18 protein-coding genes are annotated in these 19,044 nt (G+C 35.9%); 5 read left to right on the plus strand and 13 right to left on the minus strand.

Annotated features, from left to right (window positions below; genetic code table 11):
• Positions 1-85: 85 nt before the first annotated feature.
• Entirely contained in the window at positions 86-427 is a 342-nt protein-coding gene (locus TEGAF0_RS09670; protein WP_264897972.1) for a hypothetical protein, read from the plus strand.
• A 62-nt stretch (positions 428-489) separates the two neighbouring features.
• On the opposite strand, the gene TEGAF0_RS09675 is transcribed toward TEGAF0_RS09670, so the two are convergent.
• The 4 genes from TEGAF0_RS09675 to TEGAF0_RS09690 all read right to left on the minus strand — a co-directional run bounded on the left by TEGAF0_RS09675 (position 490) and on the right by TEGAF0_RS09690 (position 4,906).
• Positions 490-1,086 (minus strand): diheme cytochrome c-553, encoded by a 597-nt coding sequence (locus TEGAF0_RS09675; RefSeq protein ID WP_264897973.1) that lies wholly within the window; start codon positions 1,084-1,086, stop codon positions 490-492.
• Positions 1,087-1,129: 43 nt separating this feature from the next.
• Positions 1,130-3,586 (minus strand): TonB-dependent receptor, encoded by a 2,457-nt coding sequence (locus TEGAF0_RS09680; RefSeq protein WP_264897974.1) that lies wholly within the window; start codon positions 3,584-3,586, stop codon positions 1,130-1,132.
• A gap of 148 nt (positions 3,587-3,734) precedes the next feature.
• The gene (locus TEGAF0_RS09685; protein WP_264897975.1) at positions 3,735-4,337 is read right to left on the minus strand and encodes a DinB family protein; all 603 of its coding nucleotides are present in this window, start codon (positions 4,335-4,337) and stop codon (positions 3,735-3,737) included.
• Between the two features lie 80 nt (positions 4,338-4,417).
• Entirely contained in the window at positions 4,418-4,906 is a 489-nt protein-coding gene (locus TEGAF0_RS09690; RefSeq protein ID WP_264897976.1) for a DUF2807 domain-containing protein, read from the minus strand.
• A gap of 179 nt (positions 4,907-5,085) precedes the next feature.
• Between TEGAF0_RS09690 and TEGAF0_RS09695 the strand changes: the two genes are divergently transcribed.
• From TEGAF0_RS09695 to TEGAF0_RS09710, 4 genes are all read left to right on the plus strand, one after another.
• Positions 5,086-8,133, plus strand: a complete 3,048-nt coding sequence (locus TEGAF0_RS09695) for a ligand-binding sensor domain-containing protein (RefSeq protein ID WP_264897977.1) — start codon at positions 5,086-5,088, stop codon at positions 8,131-8,133.
• Positions 8,134-8,139: 6 nt separating this feature from the next.
• The gene (locus TEGAF0_RS09700; RefSeq protein WP_264897978.1) at positions 8,140-9,246 is read left to right on the plus strand and encodes an acyltransferase family protein; all 1,107 of its coding nucleotides are present in this window, start codon (positions 8,140-8,142) and stop codon (positions 9,244-9,246) included.
• Positions 9,247-9,348: 102 nt separating this feature from the next.
• Entirely contained in the window at positions 9,349-9,981 is a 633-nt protein-coding gene (locus TEGAF0_RS09705; protein WP_264897979.1) for a response regulator, read from the plus strand.
• A gap of 8 nt (positions 9,982-9,989) precedes the next feature.
• Positions 9,990-10,766, plus strand: coding sequence for an SDR family oxidoreductase (locus TEGAF0_RS09710; RefSeq protein WP_264897980.1), 777 nt, complete (start codon positions 9,990-9,992; stop codon positions 10,764-10,766).
• Here TEGAF0_RS09710 and TEGAF0_RS09715 read toward each other — a convergent pair.
• The 9 genes from TEGAF0_RS09715 to TEGAF0_RS09755 all read right to left on the minus strand — a co-directional run bounded on the left by TEGAF0_RS09715 (position 10,763) and on the right by TEGAF0_RS09755 (position 18,983).
• Positions 10,763-11,632, minus strand: a complete 870-nt coding sequence (locus TEGAF0_RS09715) for a hypothetical protein (RefSeq protein ID WP_264897981.1) — start codon at positions 11,630-11,632, stop codon at positions 10,763-10,765. The two genes, TEGAF0_RS09710 and TEGAF0_RS09715, sit on opposite strands and share 4 nt — an antisense overlap.
• Positions 11,619-12,410 carry a hypothetical protein gene (locus TEGAF0_RS09720; protein ID WP_264897982.1) on the minus strand — a complete coding sequence of 264 codons (792 nt, stop codon included), beginning with the start codon at positions 12,408-12,410 and terminating at the stop codon, positions 11,619-11,621. The genes TEGAF0_RS09715 and TEGAF0_RS09720 overlap by 14 nt, the downstream gene beginning before the upstream one ends.
• A gap of 68 nt (positions 12,411-12,478) precedes the next feature.
• Positions 12,479-13,270, minus strand: a complete 792-nt coding sequence (locus TEGAF0_RS09725) for a hypothetical protein (protein WP_264897983.1) — start codon at positions 13,268-13,270, stop codon at positions 12,479-12,481.
• 101 nt (positions 13,271-13,371) lie between these two features.
• Positions 13,372-14,703, minus strand: coding sequence for an aldehyde dehydrogenase family protein (locus TEGAF0_RS09730; protein WP_264897984.1), 1,332 nt, complete (start codon positions 14,701-14,703; stop codon positions 13,372-13,374).
• Positions 14,704-14,717: 14 nt separating this feature from the next.
• Positions 14,718-15,296: a PhnA domain-containing protein gene (locus tag TEGAF0_RS09735; protein ID WP_264897985.1), complete on the minus strand. Its 579-nt coding sequence runs from the start codon at positions 15,294-15,296 to the stop codon at positions 14,718-14,720.
• Between the two features lie 68 nt (positions 15,297-15,364).
• Entirely contained in the window at positions 15,365-15,787 is a 423-nt protein-coding gene (locus TEGAF0_RS09740) for a hypothetical protein (protein ID WP_264897986.1), read from the minus strand.
• 15 nt (positions 15,788-15,802) lie between these two features.
• On the minus strand, positions 15,803-16,594 hold the full coding sequence (locus tag TEGAF0_RS09745; RefSeq protein ID WP_264897987.1) for an SDR family NAD(P)-dependent oxidoreductase: 792 nt from the start codon (positions 16,592-16,594) through the stop codon (positions 15,803-15,805).
• Positions 16,595-16,600: 6 nt separating this feature from the next.
• Positions 16,601-17,449 (minus strand): alpha/beta fold hydrolase, encoded by an 849-nt coding sequence (locus tag TEGAF0_RS09750; RefSeq protein WP_264897988.1) that lies wholly within the window; start codon positions 17,447-17,449, stop codon positions 16,601-16,603.
• Complete coding sequence (locus tag TEGAF0_RS09755) at positions 17,439-18,983, minus strand: class I adenylate-forming enzyme family protein (RefSeq protein WP_264897989.1); 1,545 nt, start codon at positions 18,981-18,983, stop codon at positions 17,439-17,441. Before TEGAF0_RS09755 ends, TEGAF0_RS09750 begins: the two co-directional genes overlap by 11 nt.
• Between the last annotated feature and the right edge of the window lie 61 nt (positions 18,984-19,044).

Consider the following 19,044-nt stretch of genomic DNA (forward strand, 5'->3'; position numbering starts at 1 on the left):
GATATGACGTCTTTTTAAAACCAAATTCGGAAATGGCGAAGAAATTTCGGACCTTTGTTTTATTCTTAACTTATAACACAGCTACATGTACGCCCAAATTTGGATCAAGTACCTACCCATTATTCGTATTTTACTAAAAAGAACAAAACAAGATAATCAGGTATTAGACTTGAATAGAATTGATTTCGAACGCATGGGTACTGGCAGAAAAGCTGGTTATAAATTCACCATTGAATTTAAAAATGGTAAAGTAGCTAATTTAATCAGCAGTTCTGCTCTGGCATCCGATCTAGCAACTGTAATGCTGGAAGATGCAAATACAAAACAAATTTTAGAGGGTGGTTTATTCACAGTATCGCTAAATACTAAGTTTCAATTACTAATAAAAGCAATGGCTGCAGAACCATCTGCAACCACAGAAGAATAAGGAATAATAATATAAGTCTTTGGTCTACTTATATAAGCACAATAAAACACTATTAAATTGGTTTATTGAGTTGAAAAGACAGCCATTGGTACTATATTTTCCACTGGCTTAGTGCTTTGCAAGTAATCATAAATAGCTTCCAAATCCTCCGGATGCATTTTGGTAAAATTCTGCCAAGGCATTGGTGGAAGTAAAGACCTAGTATCTTTTAACCCTTTCCATTTTCCTTGAGTCATAGCGGTTTTGAATTGCTCTAAAGTCCAGTTTCCAATACCTGTTTCATCTGCAGTAATATTTGCTGCATAAGAAATACCCAAAGGACTAACCATAGCAGTACCTTCCGCATAAAATAATGCCCAGCCCTTTTTTAACACGGATGTATCAATCTGAGGCAGTTGATCATTTGATCTAAAGCCAGCCAATAAATATGCAGAATCCTCAACAGGCCCTTTAGGAGTCATTTTCTTGGGGGAGTGACAATCGCCGCATCCCGAGATCTTAACCAGGTATTCACCACGAGCAATGCTGGCTGCTTTGTTTTGGTCTAAGCTAGGAGCATTATTATCAGCAGACATAGCTTCTGACTGATGATTACCAGAACATGAATAGACCAATGCAGCACTAAAAGTTACTAAAAGGAATATGATATATTTTTTCATTGAAAACGAATTCTTAATTATAGAATAAATGATTGGCAAATAATTAATTACCTACTCTGTTTTGCTCTTCTTGAGAAGCCCCGCCATTTCTTCTGACAACATTGGATGCGTTTTTAGCAAACCGGAATGTGAAAGAAAGTGCTACATGTCTTGAATCTGCATATTGCTGAAAGCGGCTGTCTAAGTTTTGGAATTGTTGGTTGATTCTTACTTTTTGACCAAAGAAGATATCTCTGGCAGACAGACGAATCGTACCCTTATTGTTAAATACCTGCTTGCTAATTCCAAATCCTATTTGCCACATGGGTTCAATAAATGCTTGTGCTAATAGAAGGTTTTTATGATTATAAAATCCATTTAACTCAGCAGACCAGCCTTTTTTAAATTTGAACTGATTATTCATATTGAATGAAAAAGAAGTGTATTGCTCATCTAATGGCTCGTTATTAAACAATCCTTTGTATTTATTCTGATAAATATTAGCAAAGAGGCCAGTCGTAATAACACTATTAATAGATTTATTATAACCCAGACTTAGATTGATATTATCTCTTGAAGCAATATTTTCACGAGTCTGATAAGTTACTTTTTCAGCATCATTGGCACGAATAATATCAGTTATAATATCTGTTGTTCTTGAAAATCCAAGTTTAGCAGTAATCATACCGTTTTTATAGCTATACCCTAGCTCGGCATTATTAGTAAACTGTGGTCTCAAATTGGGATTACCCTGATTGTAGGTAAATGGATTTAATAGTAACTGGAAGGGATTTAGGTCGCGGTAATTAGGACGATCTATTCTTCTTCCAAAATTAATAGTGAAAGTACTAAGATCGCTTGCTTTATAACTAACAAAAGCTGTTGGGAATAATTGTAAGAGGTTTCTGTTAAACTGTTGTTGTGTAGTAACCTGATTGCCATTCATAATGGTATTTTCCAATCGCAATCCCAGTTGAGCACCCCATTTTTTCCATTGTTTACTTCCATTCACATAGGCTGCATATATATTTTCCTTATAAATAAATTCATTGCTTCTAGGGTCAACCTCCCAATTGTTGTTCTTTAAGACTTTAAAAGCAGAATTATTATCTGTCTCCACAAAACTTGCTTTAAGTCCGGCCTCCAGTTTGCCTTCTTTCTTAAAGGGATGTACATAATCAACTTTTGCAGAATACACATTAATTATGGACGGATTAATTCCTTTCAATATATAAGGAGTTTCTGCTGGATTATTCAACTGAGGATAATAGTAGCTGCTCATTTCTTGTTTGAAATCGGAACTGTTTCTGATATAGTCAAGATCCGCAGTTAGTTCTCTTCCGGTTGTATCTAACTTGGTTTTCCAGTATATATTTCCAATGATATTACTTATCGACATGGCATTTTGTGTATTAGAATTATACACACCTTGCAACACTCCTGACGAGTTACTAACTTCCATTCTGGTTGGGAGGGTAAAAAAGTTATCATTAAAATTTCCAGAAAACGACATTCCCAAACTGGTGTTTTGAGATGCCAGATAATCCAAACTGAATTTGGTGTTAAATGGCTTCACATGAACACCCATCGTAGTAGATTGCTTTAAAACCGATACAATGTCTTTTGTATTTACGTTGCGAATATTTCTAGACAAGTCAATCTGATTAAATGACATATTATCAAAATAATTGGCACTTCCAAAAAGATTGAGTTTCCCTTTTCTATATCCTAAACTACCATTAAGAGATAATCGTCTGTTTACACCTTGTGAATACGTAGCTCCCACTGAGCCATTGGTACCCATGGGTTTATTGTTTTTTGTTTTGATATTAATAATTCCTGCATTACCTGCTGCATCAAACTTGGCAGAGGGCTGTGTAATTAATTCAATCTGATCTAATTGATTGCTACTGAGTGATTTTAAATAATTGGCAACATCTGCACTACTCATGTAAGTAGGCTTTCCATCAATCATAATTACCACACCCGCTTTGCCGAGCATAGAAATATTACCATCTTTATCTACTACCACGCCAGGAGCTTTCTCTAGCACTTCCAATGCAGTTGTTCCAATATTAGTAGGTGCTGCATCCACATTAATGACGGTTTTATCTGTTTTTACCTCAACTAATTTACGTTGAGACACAACAGTAACAGATGACATTGACTTATCAGATGGGGTTAATATTACCGCTATATCACTGCCCGGTGTTTTCACTTCACTTATATAATCATTGTATCCCAAGGCATTTACTTTAATGCGAAACTTTTCAGGCAAATAGGTAAAATTAAATTTGCCGTCATTGTCGGTAAGGGTTGTTTTTACAATATGACTGCCAGTATCTTTTAACAAATAGACAACTGCGCCTACAATAGGTTTATTATCGGCAATAATAGTTCCGCCTATATTCGTTTCCTTAGGTGAGTTCGGTTTATTGGTACTGCCATATGCGTGGTCTGTTGCAGAAGCAGCCAAAACAAACAAACCTAAAAAGAAGCTAAGAGTAAAATGCTTTAACATAAAAAAAGTTTGAGGATACAAAAGTTGATTTTTAAATGGAGGTTCGAAATCACATAAACTGGTGAAAAAAAGAGACTCACTTATTAAATAAGTTGGAAAAAATTCAAATGATACCGCTTATCTGACACTATTACCATTCAATCATTTTTTAGATGACTTTTTCCAACGCTGGCATCACATATTTATGTGATACCCCTTTTTGAATAGATTGAATTTGACAAAAATGTCTTTCCATATGAGCCAGTAAAAAAGCAAGACTGTCTCCTGTCTTAATTCGAACTACAGAAGAAAGGGAAGTAACTATCTTGCCCTTATTTAAATCAGCATGTATGGCATTCTGAAGTAAATAATGTAAATGGGAAAGATGAGACGAAAACTGACTAAGTACTAAATCTGGATTTAAAACCGTAGCTGGGATAGCATTTTTAGGAGCTTTCATTTTAGAAGAAACTGTTCCGTTAGCATTAGGTTTCATCATTTTAGTGAAATAGCCGCCTAACCAACCCGATTTAAAGACAGCCACATCTGATGCAGTTAGTCTATTTCTTTGAATAGCTTCATCAATTCTGGGTAAATACCAGCGATTATAAAAATTTAAATGATCTAATACTTCTAACACCGACCATCCACCCCAAGCTGGAACGGCAGATAATTCATCGTAAGAGGCCGAAAAAATATTGTTCTGAAAGTAGCATTGGATATCGTTGAATTGAGCGTTTAATAACGCAATGAATTTTTGATTAGACTGCATAAAATACTTTTTTAAAAAGGCCCGGAAACCCGGGCCCTGCTTAATAATAAACCAACATTTATATAGAGAAAAGAATTGTATTAGTGAATGGTTACCTGGCCTTTTTGTTTAATCGTTTTAAACTGAATACCATTATCAGACTTAACCTGAATGCTTCCTGTATTCTTAATATCAATTTTTCCTTCGCCCTGCATAGAAACCGTTAAATGATTTAGCTGCAAAGTGTTTTCTGAAATAACAGAAGCTATTCCATTGATTTCTAAAAGCTCCAATTGATTTACTGGTACACGAACTGTAACAGGGCTAAATTCATCCACTGCTGATCCGTCAATAATCAATTCGTTTTTACTGTAAAGGGCATTCACTTTTGTTTGTCCAATTTGGTCGTGGATGGAAACCTGCTTTTCATCGGCGTTTACCAAAATAACTTTAAGGTTGCCATATACTACTAAGCGCTTATAAGGTGCTGCTATGGCTTTACCCGCTTTAAAATCTGGCTTCATACCAGTTGATGCAAAAGAACTAAGTGAAAACGTTGCAATAGCAAGAGATAAAATAAACTGTTTCATAAAATGAGAATTTGATTTTTTTAAATAATTTGATAAAGCAAAAATGAAAAGTTCTGGTAGCGTATTCAACCGCACATTAATGTGAATTATTGATAAAGACCGATACAATGCTCACATAAACATGTGGTTTTAGCTCACATGCATTCATTTAATGGTTGGGCTCTAGTAAATTTGTTTAGATGAAAAAACTATTCTTATATCTTTTGCTTTGTTGTTTTTCAACAACCATTCAATCTCAAAGAGAAGGCTATGCGTTTTTAAAAATTAGCAAGGAAGATGGATTGGGGTTAGCTTCTAATGTAGCCTATACTATATATCAGGACAAGCAAGGATTTATATGGGTTGGAACAGCCAATGGCCTGCAAAGATTTGACGGCAATCGTTTTATCAGTTACGGAATAAGCAAGGCAGAAAAAAATGATTTGCCAATAGCCGATTTACATCAAATAATTCCGGTTGGAAAGCAGCAATTGCTTCTGAATTATGGGTCACAAGGAAAAATTGGTCTTTTCAATCATGCTTCGCTAGAATACATACATATACCCATTGAATCAAAAACACCTATTCCCGCTAAAAATTCGATGAGGCTTCAATTAGACAGTAAGGAAAATGTGTTCTTAAATATATATGGTATAGGTTTATTCAAATATGATAAAAAAGTAAAAAAGTTTTTCCCTGAAAAAGAAATTTTATTTCCAACAGGCTGGTATCCCAATCAACATTTTGCTGAATACAAAAAGAAGAACCAGATTTGGTTTGTATGTGGAGAGAAAGGATTGGCGGTATTTGACAGAACAACAAAGAAATTATATACAAAGGAATATAATCCGCTTTCTATTCCTCTTTTGAGTGAGAAATATAAATGGAAAAATCTAACAGAAATATATATAGACAAGAGAGATCGTTTTTGGATATTCGGATGGCCAGATAAACATGTAAAAACGGTTTATGAATACAACGGTACATCACTTTCAGATACTGCCGGTTTAAATTCAAATTTTCAATACGAAGAACTCAGGTATTTTTTTGAAAGTAAAAAAGGAAGTCTATGGATGTATGGAGCCAATGCGCTATACAGTTACAATCAAAGACTCAATAAATTCAACTATTATAAAAGTGAATTTGGAAGTAGCATTGGTATTCAATATGAGAATATCAATGACATGACAGAAGATAGAGACGGAAATATATGGATTGCCAGCGACAACGGTATCTATATGACCAGTGATCAGAGTAGTCAGGGCAATGTAGTGAATTTTATTTTTAGCGAAACCAAGGGTGGAATTGAGATTACAGACATTTTAGAACTGGCATCAGGGGGCTACTGGCTTAGTACATGGGGATCGGGCTTACTTACCCTGAACAAGGAATTAATGAGCTATAAGAATGACCTATTGGAAAAAATGCCCTCGGGATTAAGTGAAGCCGACAAAATTCATTACAAACAAATTTGGAGTCTTCACCAACGAAAGAATGGTGAAATATGGTTAGGCTGTCAGTTTAGCAAATACATGATTTACGACACAGTTACCCGCAAAATGCAATTTCATACCGTAAAGGAATTAAATGGTTCTACCATTCGCTTTATTACCGAAGACAATGATGGGAATATTTGGATGAGCAGTCAAAGGGGGGACATCATAAAATATAATGGAAAGCAATTTGAAAAAGTTCAGCAAATAGGAACCATTGTTCGAAAATTATTCTTTGATAATGAAGGTTTACTATGGGTTACCTCTTTAAATCAAGGATTGTACTGCTTTACCAAAGACGGGAAAAAGCTAATTCATCATTATACTGTTTCAGACAAGTCAAATCCTCTTTTTCAAAAAGGCGGTGATGATATTGACCAATTAAACGATAGTACTATTGTGTATGCAGCAGGTGCGCTTAATTTTATACATAAAAAATCAAAAAAAGTTACTTGGCTAACTGTTGACGAAGGTCTTCCTGCTAATTCAGTTTTAAGAATTAGAAAAGACCATAAAGGTAATCTTTGGATGATAACCAGAAACGGACTTTGCAGATACAATCCAATCAATGGGATAATAACTCCCTATGAGAAAAAAGATGGTATTGTTATTGCTAACCTAACCACAGAAGCTGATTTTCTTACAAAAGACAATAATATTCTTTTTGCGGGATCAAATGGACTTATCTATTTTTCTCCTTCTGCTTTTAGTAATAATGCTTTACCCCCCGATGTAGCCATAACCGATTTCAAGCTTTTTAACCATTATATTCCAGTAGACTCTTTACAACTATTGCCTAAAGTAGCATTGAATGCAGATCAGAACAGTTTTGCCATTAGTTTTTCATCGTTAAGCTTTTTACTAAGAGACAAACTCACTTATTATTATAAGATGGAAGGGCTAGACGAGGGTTGGATTAAAGCAGATAGAAACAATACAGTTAACTACTCTTTTTTAAGACCGGGGAACTATACGTTTAAAATATATTGTGAAGACAATGAGGGGAATCGATCAAAAAATATCAGTTCCATGCAACTCTTTATCCGACCTCCGTTTTGGAGAACAGGATGGTTCATCAGCAGTTTACTCACCCTAATAACATTAATTGCCTATACAATGCATCGGTTACGACTGAACAAGTTGATTGAGGTTGAAAATATTAGAACTAGGGTTGCGAGAGACTTGCACGACGATATGGGAAGTACGTTAAGTACCATTAATATTTTGAGTTCCATGGCTAAAGCAAGAATTAGTGATTCGCTCAAAACAGGTGAATACCTGAATAAAATTTCTGATAATAGTCAAAGAATGATGGAGGCAATGGATGACATTGTATGGAGCATTAAGCCTAGCAATGATAGCATGCAGAAAATTCTTGCTCGCATGCGAGAATTTGCCATCAACGTATGCGAGGCCAAAGATATTATGCTTGAATTTCAAAGTTCAGAGGAGGTAAACGATGTAAAGCTTAACATGGAAGCACGTAGAGACTTCTTTCTGATTTTCAAAGAAGCTGTTAACAATGCAGCTAAATATGCAAATTGTTCAAAAATTAAAATAGTTGCTTCAGTTACAGGAAAGCGACTGAGTCTTCTCATTGCAGACGATGGTAAAGGGTTTAATGTGCAAGAAGCAGATAATGGGAATGGAATGGGAAATATGAGAAAAAGAGCAGATGCGCTAAATGGCAAGATTCAAATCAACTCTGTAATAAATACTGGTACAACTATCCAACTTGACATCCCTGTACAATAAAAATATATGAACAGAATACTAAGTCAAAAATTTCGCTTTTTTACTTTTATTAGTATATGCTTACTCGGATATGTACATGGCTATAATTTGAATATTACTTATCTAGCCCCTTATAGTACTATTGAAGAGCCACTAAGTCTGACAACTTTCTTAGAGTTTTTAATTGCCAACGGACTCTTACGATTCAGAATTCCTTTACTCTTTCTTATATCAGGTTATTTATTTGCCTATTATGACAATAGATCCTACGCTGACTCAATTAAGAAAAGATTTAAAACCCTAATTATCCCTTATTTGCTATGGAGTGCTATTGCACTACTTTTTACTTTTTTGTTGCAACAAAACAGCTATACTGCGAATATTGTAAAGGAAACTGGCATTGACCAGTTTGGAGACAATAGGCCGTACTTGGAAATTGGCTGGGGAGGAATGCTTGATAGATTGCTTTTTGCACCAATCGCATACCAGCTGTGGTTTATACTAGCTTTATTCTTATACAATCTGTTTTATCCTGTTATTAAATATTGCGTTCAGAAAGCTCCAATTATCTGGCTTGCATTTACCTTATTAATATGGATGGTGTCTGTACAAATCTTCATATTTGATGGCCAGGGATTATTTTTTTTCAGCATAGGTATATGGGCACAGAAAAAGGGCGTGTTTCTAGAGAAAAGACCAGAATGGCTAAGCACAGGCATCTTCTTTATTTTATTCCTTGGACTTTGTATTATCAAAACATTTATGGCATTTGAGCTTGAGCCTAATACTGGAACAACATTTTTCACTTTAATGATATTGCATCGTGCTTGCATTATTTGCGGCATGATAGCAATTTGGTATGGAATTGATCCAGTAATTAAGAATACTGTACAGCAAAAATGGTTTTTACAAATTAGCAACTATTCCTTTTTCATTTTTGCTTTACACGTTCCTTTATTGCCTTATTTAATGAAATTTGTAATTATGTCAACAGAGGGGATCTGGTTGAATAGACTTTTAAGCTACTTATTGGTTCCATTAGTAGTCATGATTTTTTGTATACTAACAGGAAGTATTGTAAAGAAATACCTTCCGAAAACTTATCTAATATTAACTGGAGGAAGAGGGTTCTAAAAACAAATGTTTAGGAGATAGAAATAACTGTAAAAGAATACATATTTATGTGATTGAATTAACTGCAATGAATTTGTATTTTTAATATACAAAAATGCCCCAATGATTAAAGTACTTATTTACGAAGACAATCCACAGTTAAGAGAAGGATTAACCATGCTGATTGATGGGAGTGAAGGATTTTCTGTGGTAGCAGCATACAAAAACTGTAATAATGCTGTAGATGAAGTAGCGGCATTTAAACCAGATGTGATTTTAATGGACATAGATATGCCCGGCATTAATGGCATTGAAGGATTAAAAAATATTCGAGCCACGAATGACCAGGTAAAAATTTTAATGTTAACTGTTTTTGATGATAATAAAAATGTATTTGAGTCTATAAAAAATGGTGCAAACGGTTATATTCTTAAAAAGACAGCTCCGGCAAGATTGCTGGAATATATAGCGGAAGCTGCGAGTGGAGGAGCCCCAATGAGTGCTAATATTGCTACTCAAGTTTTAAAAATGTTTTCTTCTATGAATAACAGTAAAGGAGAAGATTATAACTTAAGCGATCGGGAAAAACAAGTATTACAATTCCTGGTTAATGGATACAGCTACAAAATGATTTCATCTGAAATGTTTATCGCTATTGACACTGTCAGAAGTCATATCAAAAAAATTTATGAAAAATTGCATGTAAACAGTAAAAGCGAAGCAGTAGCAAAAGCTTTTAAAGACAAAATTGTTTAAATTGTTGCATGAACTTAGGAATTAGCAATCAATTATTTATTGTTGGTGGAGCCGGCTCTGGCTTTGGTAAAGCTATCAGCTTAGCACTGGTAAACGAAGGGGCAAAAGTAATTGCAGTAGCCAGAGGAGAAGAAAAACTAAAAGAGCTTCAACTGCATGCACCTGAATTAATTGAAATTCTTTCTGGCGATTTATCAAACGAAGAAACACTTAATGCTCTTCTAAAAAAAATTGACAACAGAACCATTCACGGAATGGTTGTCAATGCTGGAGGACCTCCGGCAAAAATGGTTTTAGAAACCAGTCTGGAAGATTGGGATCAAGCATACAAACAAATTCTCAGATGGAAAGTAGCTTTAACTAAAGCCATCATTCCTAAAATGATGGACAATGGCTATGGCAGGATTGTTTATATAGAAAGTGTTTCTGTAAAACAACCCGTTGAAAATCTGGTATTAAGTACCTCCTTAAGACTGGCCGTAGTAGGAATGGTGAAAACCTTGTCGCAGGAAATAGCACAATCTGGAGTAACCCTGAATATTCTTGGACCTGGATCACACAATACACCTGCCATAAACAGATTGTATATTAAAAAAGCTGAACAAACAGGAATGTCTTTTGAAGATGCTAAAAAAACAGGCATAGCTCAAATACCTGTTGGCAAACTGGGCGAAGCAGAAGACTTTGCAGGATTAGCCATTTGGTTACTAAGCCCGCAAAGTAAATTTATAACGGGTCAAACTATTACCGTAGATGGGGGCGCAGTAAGAGGAATTATGGGTTAACTTCCCAATTCCTGTTGCATCAGCAAAGCAGCAGCGGCATTTGCAAATAAAAACTTTTCATCTGGCTGAACCTCTTTTGCAAAATAAACAGCTCCCTTGTTAAGTAACGAAACAGCTGCTAGAGGTTGACCTTCCCTTGTTAAAAAAGCAAAGCCATAAGCACCCATTGGCATATTCAAAACTCTACCCTTGCTATTAATCATACTACTCACAGGTACAATTTGATAATACTGATTTTTTGATCTAGCAAGATAGCCAATGTAATTCTTGGTGGGCTGCTGTGCAGTATAGTTATCATGTATCATCTGCCAGGGCTGTTCATCCCCATTCATATACAATTGAACATAGTATATGGAAGTAGATGGTTTATTAGCTTGCTGCAAAATATCTAGCGCTATATTAAAAAGACTATTCTCGTTTTTACCTACCTGAACTTCGCGGGAATTAAAGTTGGATACAGCAAAAACATCTGACTTATTTCCTTTATCATCAGAAATGCCAAACCGAAGTGTTTGTCTCTTTTTAATGTAGCTCAAAGAAATAATATTTGCGTATTCAGGAGTACCTGGCAAACCGGTTCCTATACCGTAGGTAGATGGACCACCAAGGGTCCAGGAACGTTTAACATAGTGAGTAGAATAATTTCCAAAGCTTATTTTTTCCTTGGTAAAGGCAATGCCCCTCCCTTTTACGTCATAGGCTTCTTTGTTGTTCCAGGAATCTCCCTCCAAATGAAGATTCACCGTAGAGCAGCTAAAAGAAAAAATAATCAAAAGTAAAATACCCAATACCCCAGGTAGATTTGTAGTAGCCTTTTTGCTAATATTTTTACCTACTTTATTCGGTTTCAGTTTAATAGTATTCATAAGTATAAATTAAGTCAGTAGCCGAACCTTTCTGCTTCTTTATTCTTGTAGCAACATATCCATCATTTAAATAAGTATAAATGAATTGGATTTCATTGGTTACCAAGTTATTCTCATCAAAAGTGATTTGCTTACCAGGATTATTTTTCATCATGGTAACCCCTTTAATGAAAATATTTCCATACGCCCTAGATTCGGTGTTAACAGATTGATCATAATCGCTGAAAATAGTTTGTTCAACAAAAACAAATTTTGGATTATTTACAAAGCGAGAATAAGTCTTTTGTAAAGCAAGATTGCCGCGGGAATCATAGCTATATTCATATTTAATAGCATCGGGTGCATCAGGACCACTCTGACGGATTAACTCTAAAACTGCAACCAATTGATTCTGATTATTAAATGTAGGGAATACCGTACTAATCCACTTACCATTTACAGCAGTGGTTCTAATTGAATCAAGCTTCCCTCCCGTATAATAATATTGTTGAATTCCTGCAGGACTCGTCTGTTTAGCCAGAAACTGATTATCGTAAATTATTTCTGTAGACAGTTTGCTAACTGTCCTATCCGTTATGTTATTTATGAATTGGACGGTATATTTAGTTAAGTCGCGATTAGCATTGTATTCAAAAAACTGAAACTCCATGGGATCAGTGGAAATTTTTTTGAGCAATTTAACAGATGGCTCTTGAGGTGCAGGTATAGGAACTTGCTGTGGACTTTTTCTACAGCTGAAGAACAATATAGAAGCACTAAGTAGTATAAGTGTTTTCACGTAAATAAATTTAAAGCAAAGAAAATATACCCATGTGATCCAAACAATCACATGAGTATGTGATATATTTAATAGTATTCAAAGAAAGCCACTTCCGGATTCGGGCTACCTACTGTATTAATAGTCTTTTTAGTGATATAACCTGCAGCATCATATTCAAAACTCACTGTCATATCAGATTCTAAATCATTGTTATGATTATACACTTTTATCTTTCGTGGATTGTTTTTTAAAAGGGTTACGCCTGGAAAATAAAAGTCAACATAGTTGAATGATTCAGGATTGGGCTTGTTATCAAAATCTGAGAAAACCGTCTTTTCTTGAAAAACATAGTCACTGTTTCTGCTCATTTTTAAAGAGTAACTATTTTCAGTTAAATTGCCGTCGGCGTTATAGGTAAAAGTCCTCATCATTGCTACTGGCATTAAAGGGAATAAACCTGAGAAGTTGGTTGTGACAGATATTAACTTGCCCTGCGCATTATATTGAGGATATTCGGTACTGATAAGCCTGTTGTTCTCTGTATAATTCTTGATTGAATCAACCCTTCCATTGGTGTAAAAGAATTCCATAGAACCTGTTTGGTGTTGAACTTTTGAAAGCAGATTGCCTTGATAAGTAAAAATTGACACTTCAGTTGCAACTGTATTATTGATAAGATCATCAATATACTGACTTGTTAATTTAATTAGTTGTTTACTGGCATTGTACGTAAACAACTCAAACTCCTGAGAACTCGTAGAAATTTTCTTGAGTAATTTTTGTTCTACAACTGGTGTAGGTAAAGGCTGTTCCTTTTTTTTACAAGAAAAAAGTAGCACTGACATTATTGCTACATAAAACACATTCATTGATTTCATTTAAAAAGATTTTTAGGCCACAAAGAACCTTGAAACCTCTTTTCAGGAAAATCACATATTAATGTGAATAAGAATTCTTTAACAATTGAGCAATGGAAAAACTAAAAATGGAAATGCTTCTTCTTAACAAAGCGGCTAAAATTCTCAGGGCCAATTCGTAATCCACCTATCCCGCTCCAATTAAAACTTACACTATCGCCATAATGAAGAATGGCACTTAATGCAGCTTCATTAATACTAACTGAACCCGCATTTATTCTTTGTGCAAGAGCTATCGCTTCATCATCAGTGCCTGCAAAAACAGCCGCACCCAATGAAAATTCAGGTGCATTCACCATTTCAATAAGCTCATCAATCTGATCAAATGCAATTACAGGCATAATCGGACCAAAAGTTTCTTCGCGCATAACCAACATATTCTGGGTAACATTTACCAGCACCGTTGGTCTGCAATAATATCCGCCGTTGATTTCCTCACATTGTTTACTACCTGTAACAAGGGTAGCTCCTAAATTGAATGCATCTTCCAGATGCGTATTAATGGTTAATACCTGCTTATCAAATATAATTGGTCCTATTTCACCCTTTAGCATCTGATCATCTACAAATTGTAATTCATTTGCTTTGGCTACCAATAAATCTACCAAGGCATCGTGCACAGAAATATGAACATAAATTCTTTCAAAACTTAAGCAACTTTGACCTGCGTTGGTCGTGCTCCCCCTAACAATTGCAGCTGCTGCCATTTCCAGATTGGCAGATGATAAAACAATTGCAGGATCTTTTGTACCCAATTCAAATAGTACGGGAATCATTTTTTTACTGGCAGCATACAGTACTTTTTTTGCAGACCCGATAGATCCGGTAAAACAGATTAAATCTGCTTTGTCTGCGAGCAACGCACCTGTATCGGCTGTACCAGGTGTAAAACACAAAATATCGTGTAGCCCAGAAACCCCTTCAATGGTTTGTTTTACTATGTCTACAAATCTTGGAGTTACTTCACTTGGCTTTACCATCACAGCAGCGCCAGATAATAGAGCAGGCAGCGTATCCATCATAGATAAAGCCAACGGGAAATTCCAGGGACTGAGAACAGTAATTAATGGATAAGGAATCCAGTAATCGTGCTGCTCGTAAAACTTTCTGGCAACTGCACACCATTTATCCATCGAATCAATTACCCAGTCTACTTCTGCAGTTGTTTCCCATGTTCTTCCTGTGTCAGTAGCCAAAGCACCAATTAATTGTTCCTTTGTAGAAATCAATTCTCGCTTCCACTCTTGAATCACAGCAATTCTATTGGCAACTCCAGACCGGTACCAAGCAATTTGATTATCAGAAAATCTTCTCGCTGTCTGACGAACAGTTTCAGGACTACATTCCTGAAATTCATAATCGTATACACCAGTTCTGGGATTTCTTACTCGCATAGTTGCATATAAAGTTATGCTTTGCGAACGTATTTTGTAAGAATAACAATCATTTGACCTTCAATCTTTCCTTCTATTTGCTCAGTATTATCAGGAACCAGACGGATATTTTTTACCACTGTACCCATTTTTGCATTCAGGCTTGTACCTTTCACATCCAGGGATTTCGTTAGCACAACGCTATCTCCCGCAAACAGTTGCTGGCCATTGCAATCAACATGTAAATCTACAGAGCTATCATTATCATGATCGCCAGTAGCTTTTGCCCATGCCAATGTTTCATCATCTAGATACATCATATCCAATAATTCGGCGGCCCAGGCTTCTTCTCTTAATCTATTCAACATTCTCCACGAAACAACCTGAATACCGGGGACTTCACTCCACATAGCTGTGCTTAAACAATTCCAATGGGCACTATCCAGCGCTTCTTTTTTATCGATCTGCTGCAAGCATTTCTGACAAATCATGATACAATTGTTTTCGGAAGTTCTGTCAACCGGAGAAACTTCGTATAATGACAGAGGAGTTGTGGCCGCACATAGTTCACACTGGTTCTGGCTTCTGTCTAGAATATTTTGCGCTACTTTCATAAAGAATATTATTTAAAGCGTCGAAGGTAACTTTTTTAAAAAGCAAGTTTTATGACATTCGTCATGTACTACCTCACCAAGAGTTTGTGAAATTTCTCAATCTCAGTTTTTTCTAAAGGGGTCAAAACCTCATTGCGATTGAATTTTTCAAAGAGGAATACTACCCTTTTGTGCCCAGGATATTTTTGAAGGACGGCTTGCATTTTAGCTCCCAGCGCCTCGTCTTTCTCAAATAGTGGCTTACCAGCTTTTGCAGGATCCTTGGCACGGGTATGCATTTTATGAATGGTGGCTTCCAACGTAGCCAACCAGTTAGTTGGCATATCAGGCACTTTGCTGGCTTTGGCCAGAAGTCCTTCTAATTGTTTTTTACTCAAACTACCTCTTTCTTCATACTGGTGCATTAAGCTCATCACGAACAATGCATCGGGATTATACTTATAACATGCTTCCAGCACCTTATCAATGATATCTAATTTCCCCTTAGACATGGGTTGAAGATACAATCACTTTGCCAGACCCTTACCAATAATTCCGCCACTTACCTCAAGAGTTGTGCCATGCACCGCTTCATTCTCTACTATAAAACGAATTGTTTGAATAATTTCTTCAGGATTAACTAATCTGTCTAAAGGTATATCTGCCACAATTTTCTGAAGTATTTCAGGATTGATAGAAGTTAACATGGGAGTTGCAACATAACCAGGTGCAATAGCAGCTACCCGGATATGTTTAATATTTCTTGCATGGAATTCGCCTGCCAATATCTTAGGCCATAGGGCAATAGCGGCTTTGGTTGAAGCATAATTAAGTTGGCCTAATTCACCAATTTTATTGATTGATGATATGGGAATCAGAACCCCCTTACATTGATGATTAACCATTTTAATAGCAGCTTCTCTCAGAGTAATAAATACACCCGTAAGATTTACATCTACGACTTGCCTGAATTGCTCAGTACTCATGAATTTTTTTACTTTTCCTGTTTCTCTATCAGGAGTAACCAAATAGCTATCTCTTATAATGCCTGCACTAGCCACCACAATATTGATAGCACCATATTCCTGAATTGCTAAATCCATTAAAGCTGCAACTGAGTTGTCATCGGTTACATCGGTAACTTTATATACGGCACTATATTCGGCAGCAACCAATTCATCTGTGATTAATTGTAGCTTTTCGAGGTTCATATCTGCCAAAATAACTTTTGCCCCTAAAGCAGCTAATGAACGAGCTGCTGCTTCACCTAAGCCACTTGCAGCACCTGTTATAACAGCAACGGATTTATTAATCTGCATATATCTTTAATTTAAAAAAGTTTTAATAAATGATTTTATTTGCTTTGCTCCTATTCCATACAACATTGTCTGATGATTGCCTTCTACTTTTTGATACTGTGCTTTAGGCAATAAAGCTACTGTTTCCCTGGCCAGGTCTTCGGGTAGCAATGCAGCGCCTAAACTATAAATACCTGGTGCATTAATCAAAAGAACATCCTTATTGCAAAGGCCTATAATTTCCTTCCATGGTAACCCCAGGCTACCTTTTAATACTGCTTCCATCATATGAGCAGGTTTGCTCCTTGGCGTAACAGTACCATCAATATTTTGAAATACGTCAGCCTTATAGTAGGATAACATTGCTTCATCCCAAAAACTAAGATAAGGAGCTTGCTTTACCTTAGCTATATAGGTATCAAAAGAATCGAATACTTGCCCAAGTCTTCCTAAAGCAGGCCCTAGCATTTCTTTAGTGTTTGGATGCATATCAACAGCTGCATCAAGAATTATCAGTTTATTGATAATTGCTGGATAATAAATAGCTAGGTATAATCCTAAAAAACCTCCAAAGGAATGGCCAACTATATGAATATTTTTAACGTCCAGGTTTTTTAGTAGGCCTATAATATCTTTAGCATGATCTAACATCGTATATCCTGTTTCAGGTTGATCGCTTAAGCCTCTCCCTCTTAGATCTACAGATATAATTCGATATTGCTTTATTAACTCACTCTCAATAATTGCATCAAAGGCATGCGCATTGGCAGTTAGGCCATGAATAAATAAAATCGTATCTGAACTATTATTGCTATCTGTACCAAAATCCAGATAATGCAAATGAACACCATTCGTTAGTATAAATTTACTTTGCATCTTCATACCTTTTTTTCAATTCGTGTTTCAATACTTTGCCTGCAATATTCCTGGGGAGTTCTGCAACTATCATAACCTCACTAAGCTTTTGAAATCTTGCATCAATATGTTTATTCACCCAGTTTTGTATTTCAATAGAAGAGGAGGCCCGTTTATGTTCTTTAAGAACAATAGCCGCAACTGGAGTTTCGCCCCACTCTGGATGTGGCACCCCAAAAACAGCTACATCGTTTACCGCCTCATGTTGAATTACTACCTCTTCTATATCTGCAGGGTATACATTCACTCCACCCGAAATGATTAAATCTTTTTTTCGTCCTGTTAAATACAAAAAACCGTCTTCATCTATGTACCCTAAATCGCCCGTATACAACCAGCCATCCTTTAGGGCTGTAGCAGTTTGTTCTGGATTTTTATAATATCCATCCATTAGAAGAGGTCCAGTTCCAACAATTTCACCCGTTGTGCCAATTGGCAATTCTTTACCATTTTCGTCTTTAATACTAATTTGCATAAACCGTGGTGGATAACCTACTGATCCTGTTTTACGCATTGCATCATTCTTATCTAAAATGGTCATAAATCCTTCAGTTAAACCATATAGTTCATAGAAAACACCGGGCAATTGCTTATTCAAAGCTTGCTTATGCTCTAATAATAGAGGGGCTCCCACTGATAAGATATATTCAATAGAGGGAAGGGTTTCTTTAGCAAATTCAGTTTGTTGTAAACAAGCAATAATTTGAGACGGCACTAAAATAGTATGGGTCACATTTTCTTGTTGAATTGTTGTAACAACTTCAGCCGGATCAAAATGATCTTGCAAAATATAAGTACAACCTAAAAACATCGCAGGCATTAATGTTAAAAATGAACCATTAAAAATGATAGAACCCGAATGCATTACTACACTCTCGGGTGTCATTCTATAATAATTTGCAAATAGAGAACCATATAAAGCTCTTACTGCATGGGAGATTACAATCCCTTTTGGCAAACCAGTGGTACCACTACTGTAAATAATATTATAGGAATCTGATCCAACTAGATTATCTAAAACAGGTTCTGTTGCGTCGAATGCTCTTTTTTGCATGTAGTAGGAATCAGCACCAACATTCGACTCGGCATTGGTAACCCAAACTGCTGCATCATTATGTAAATGTAAAAGAGGTTTAATCTCATGTAAATAAGGGAGTGTTTCTTTATTTATTATAATTAAAGAAGTGTCGGCATTGATAATCAGATTAGCCAAACCATGTCCGCGTAATAAGGGGCTAAGAGGAACAGCAACGGCACCCATCTTTGCACATGCCCAATATACTTCCCAAAGTTCTAAACAGTTTGGTAAAACAGTAGCTACCTTATCCCCTTTTTTGATGCCAGCCCGTTTTAATGAGTGAATTAATTGATTTACACTGGCATTTAATTGCTCAAAACTTAAACGGTGCTTACCACAAATAATTGCTATTTTATTGGGGGTATATTTTGCATGATTGGTAAGCCAATGCTGTATGGTTAAATGATTGCTATACATATCGTCATTTGAATAGGAAAGTGGCGACCTAAGGCCGCCACTGCTTAAAAACTAAACTTGC

It is taken from the genome of Sediminibacterium sp. TEGAF015 (genome assembly GCF_025997995.1).
Taxonomy (GTDB): Bacteria; Bacteroidota; Bacteroidia; order Chitinophagales; family Chitinophagaceae; genus Sediminibacterium.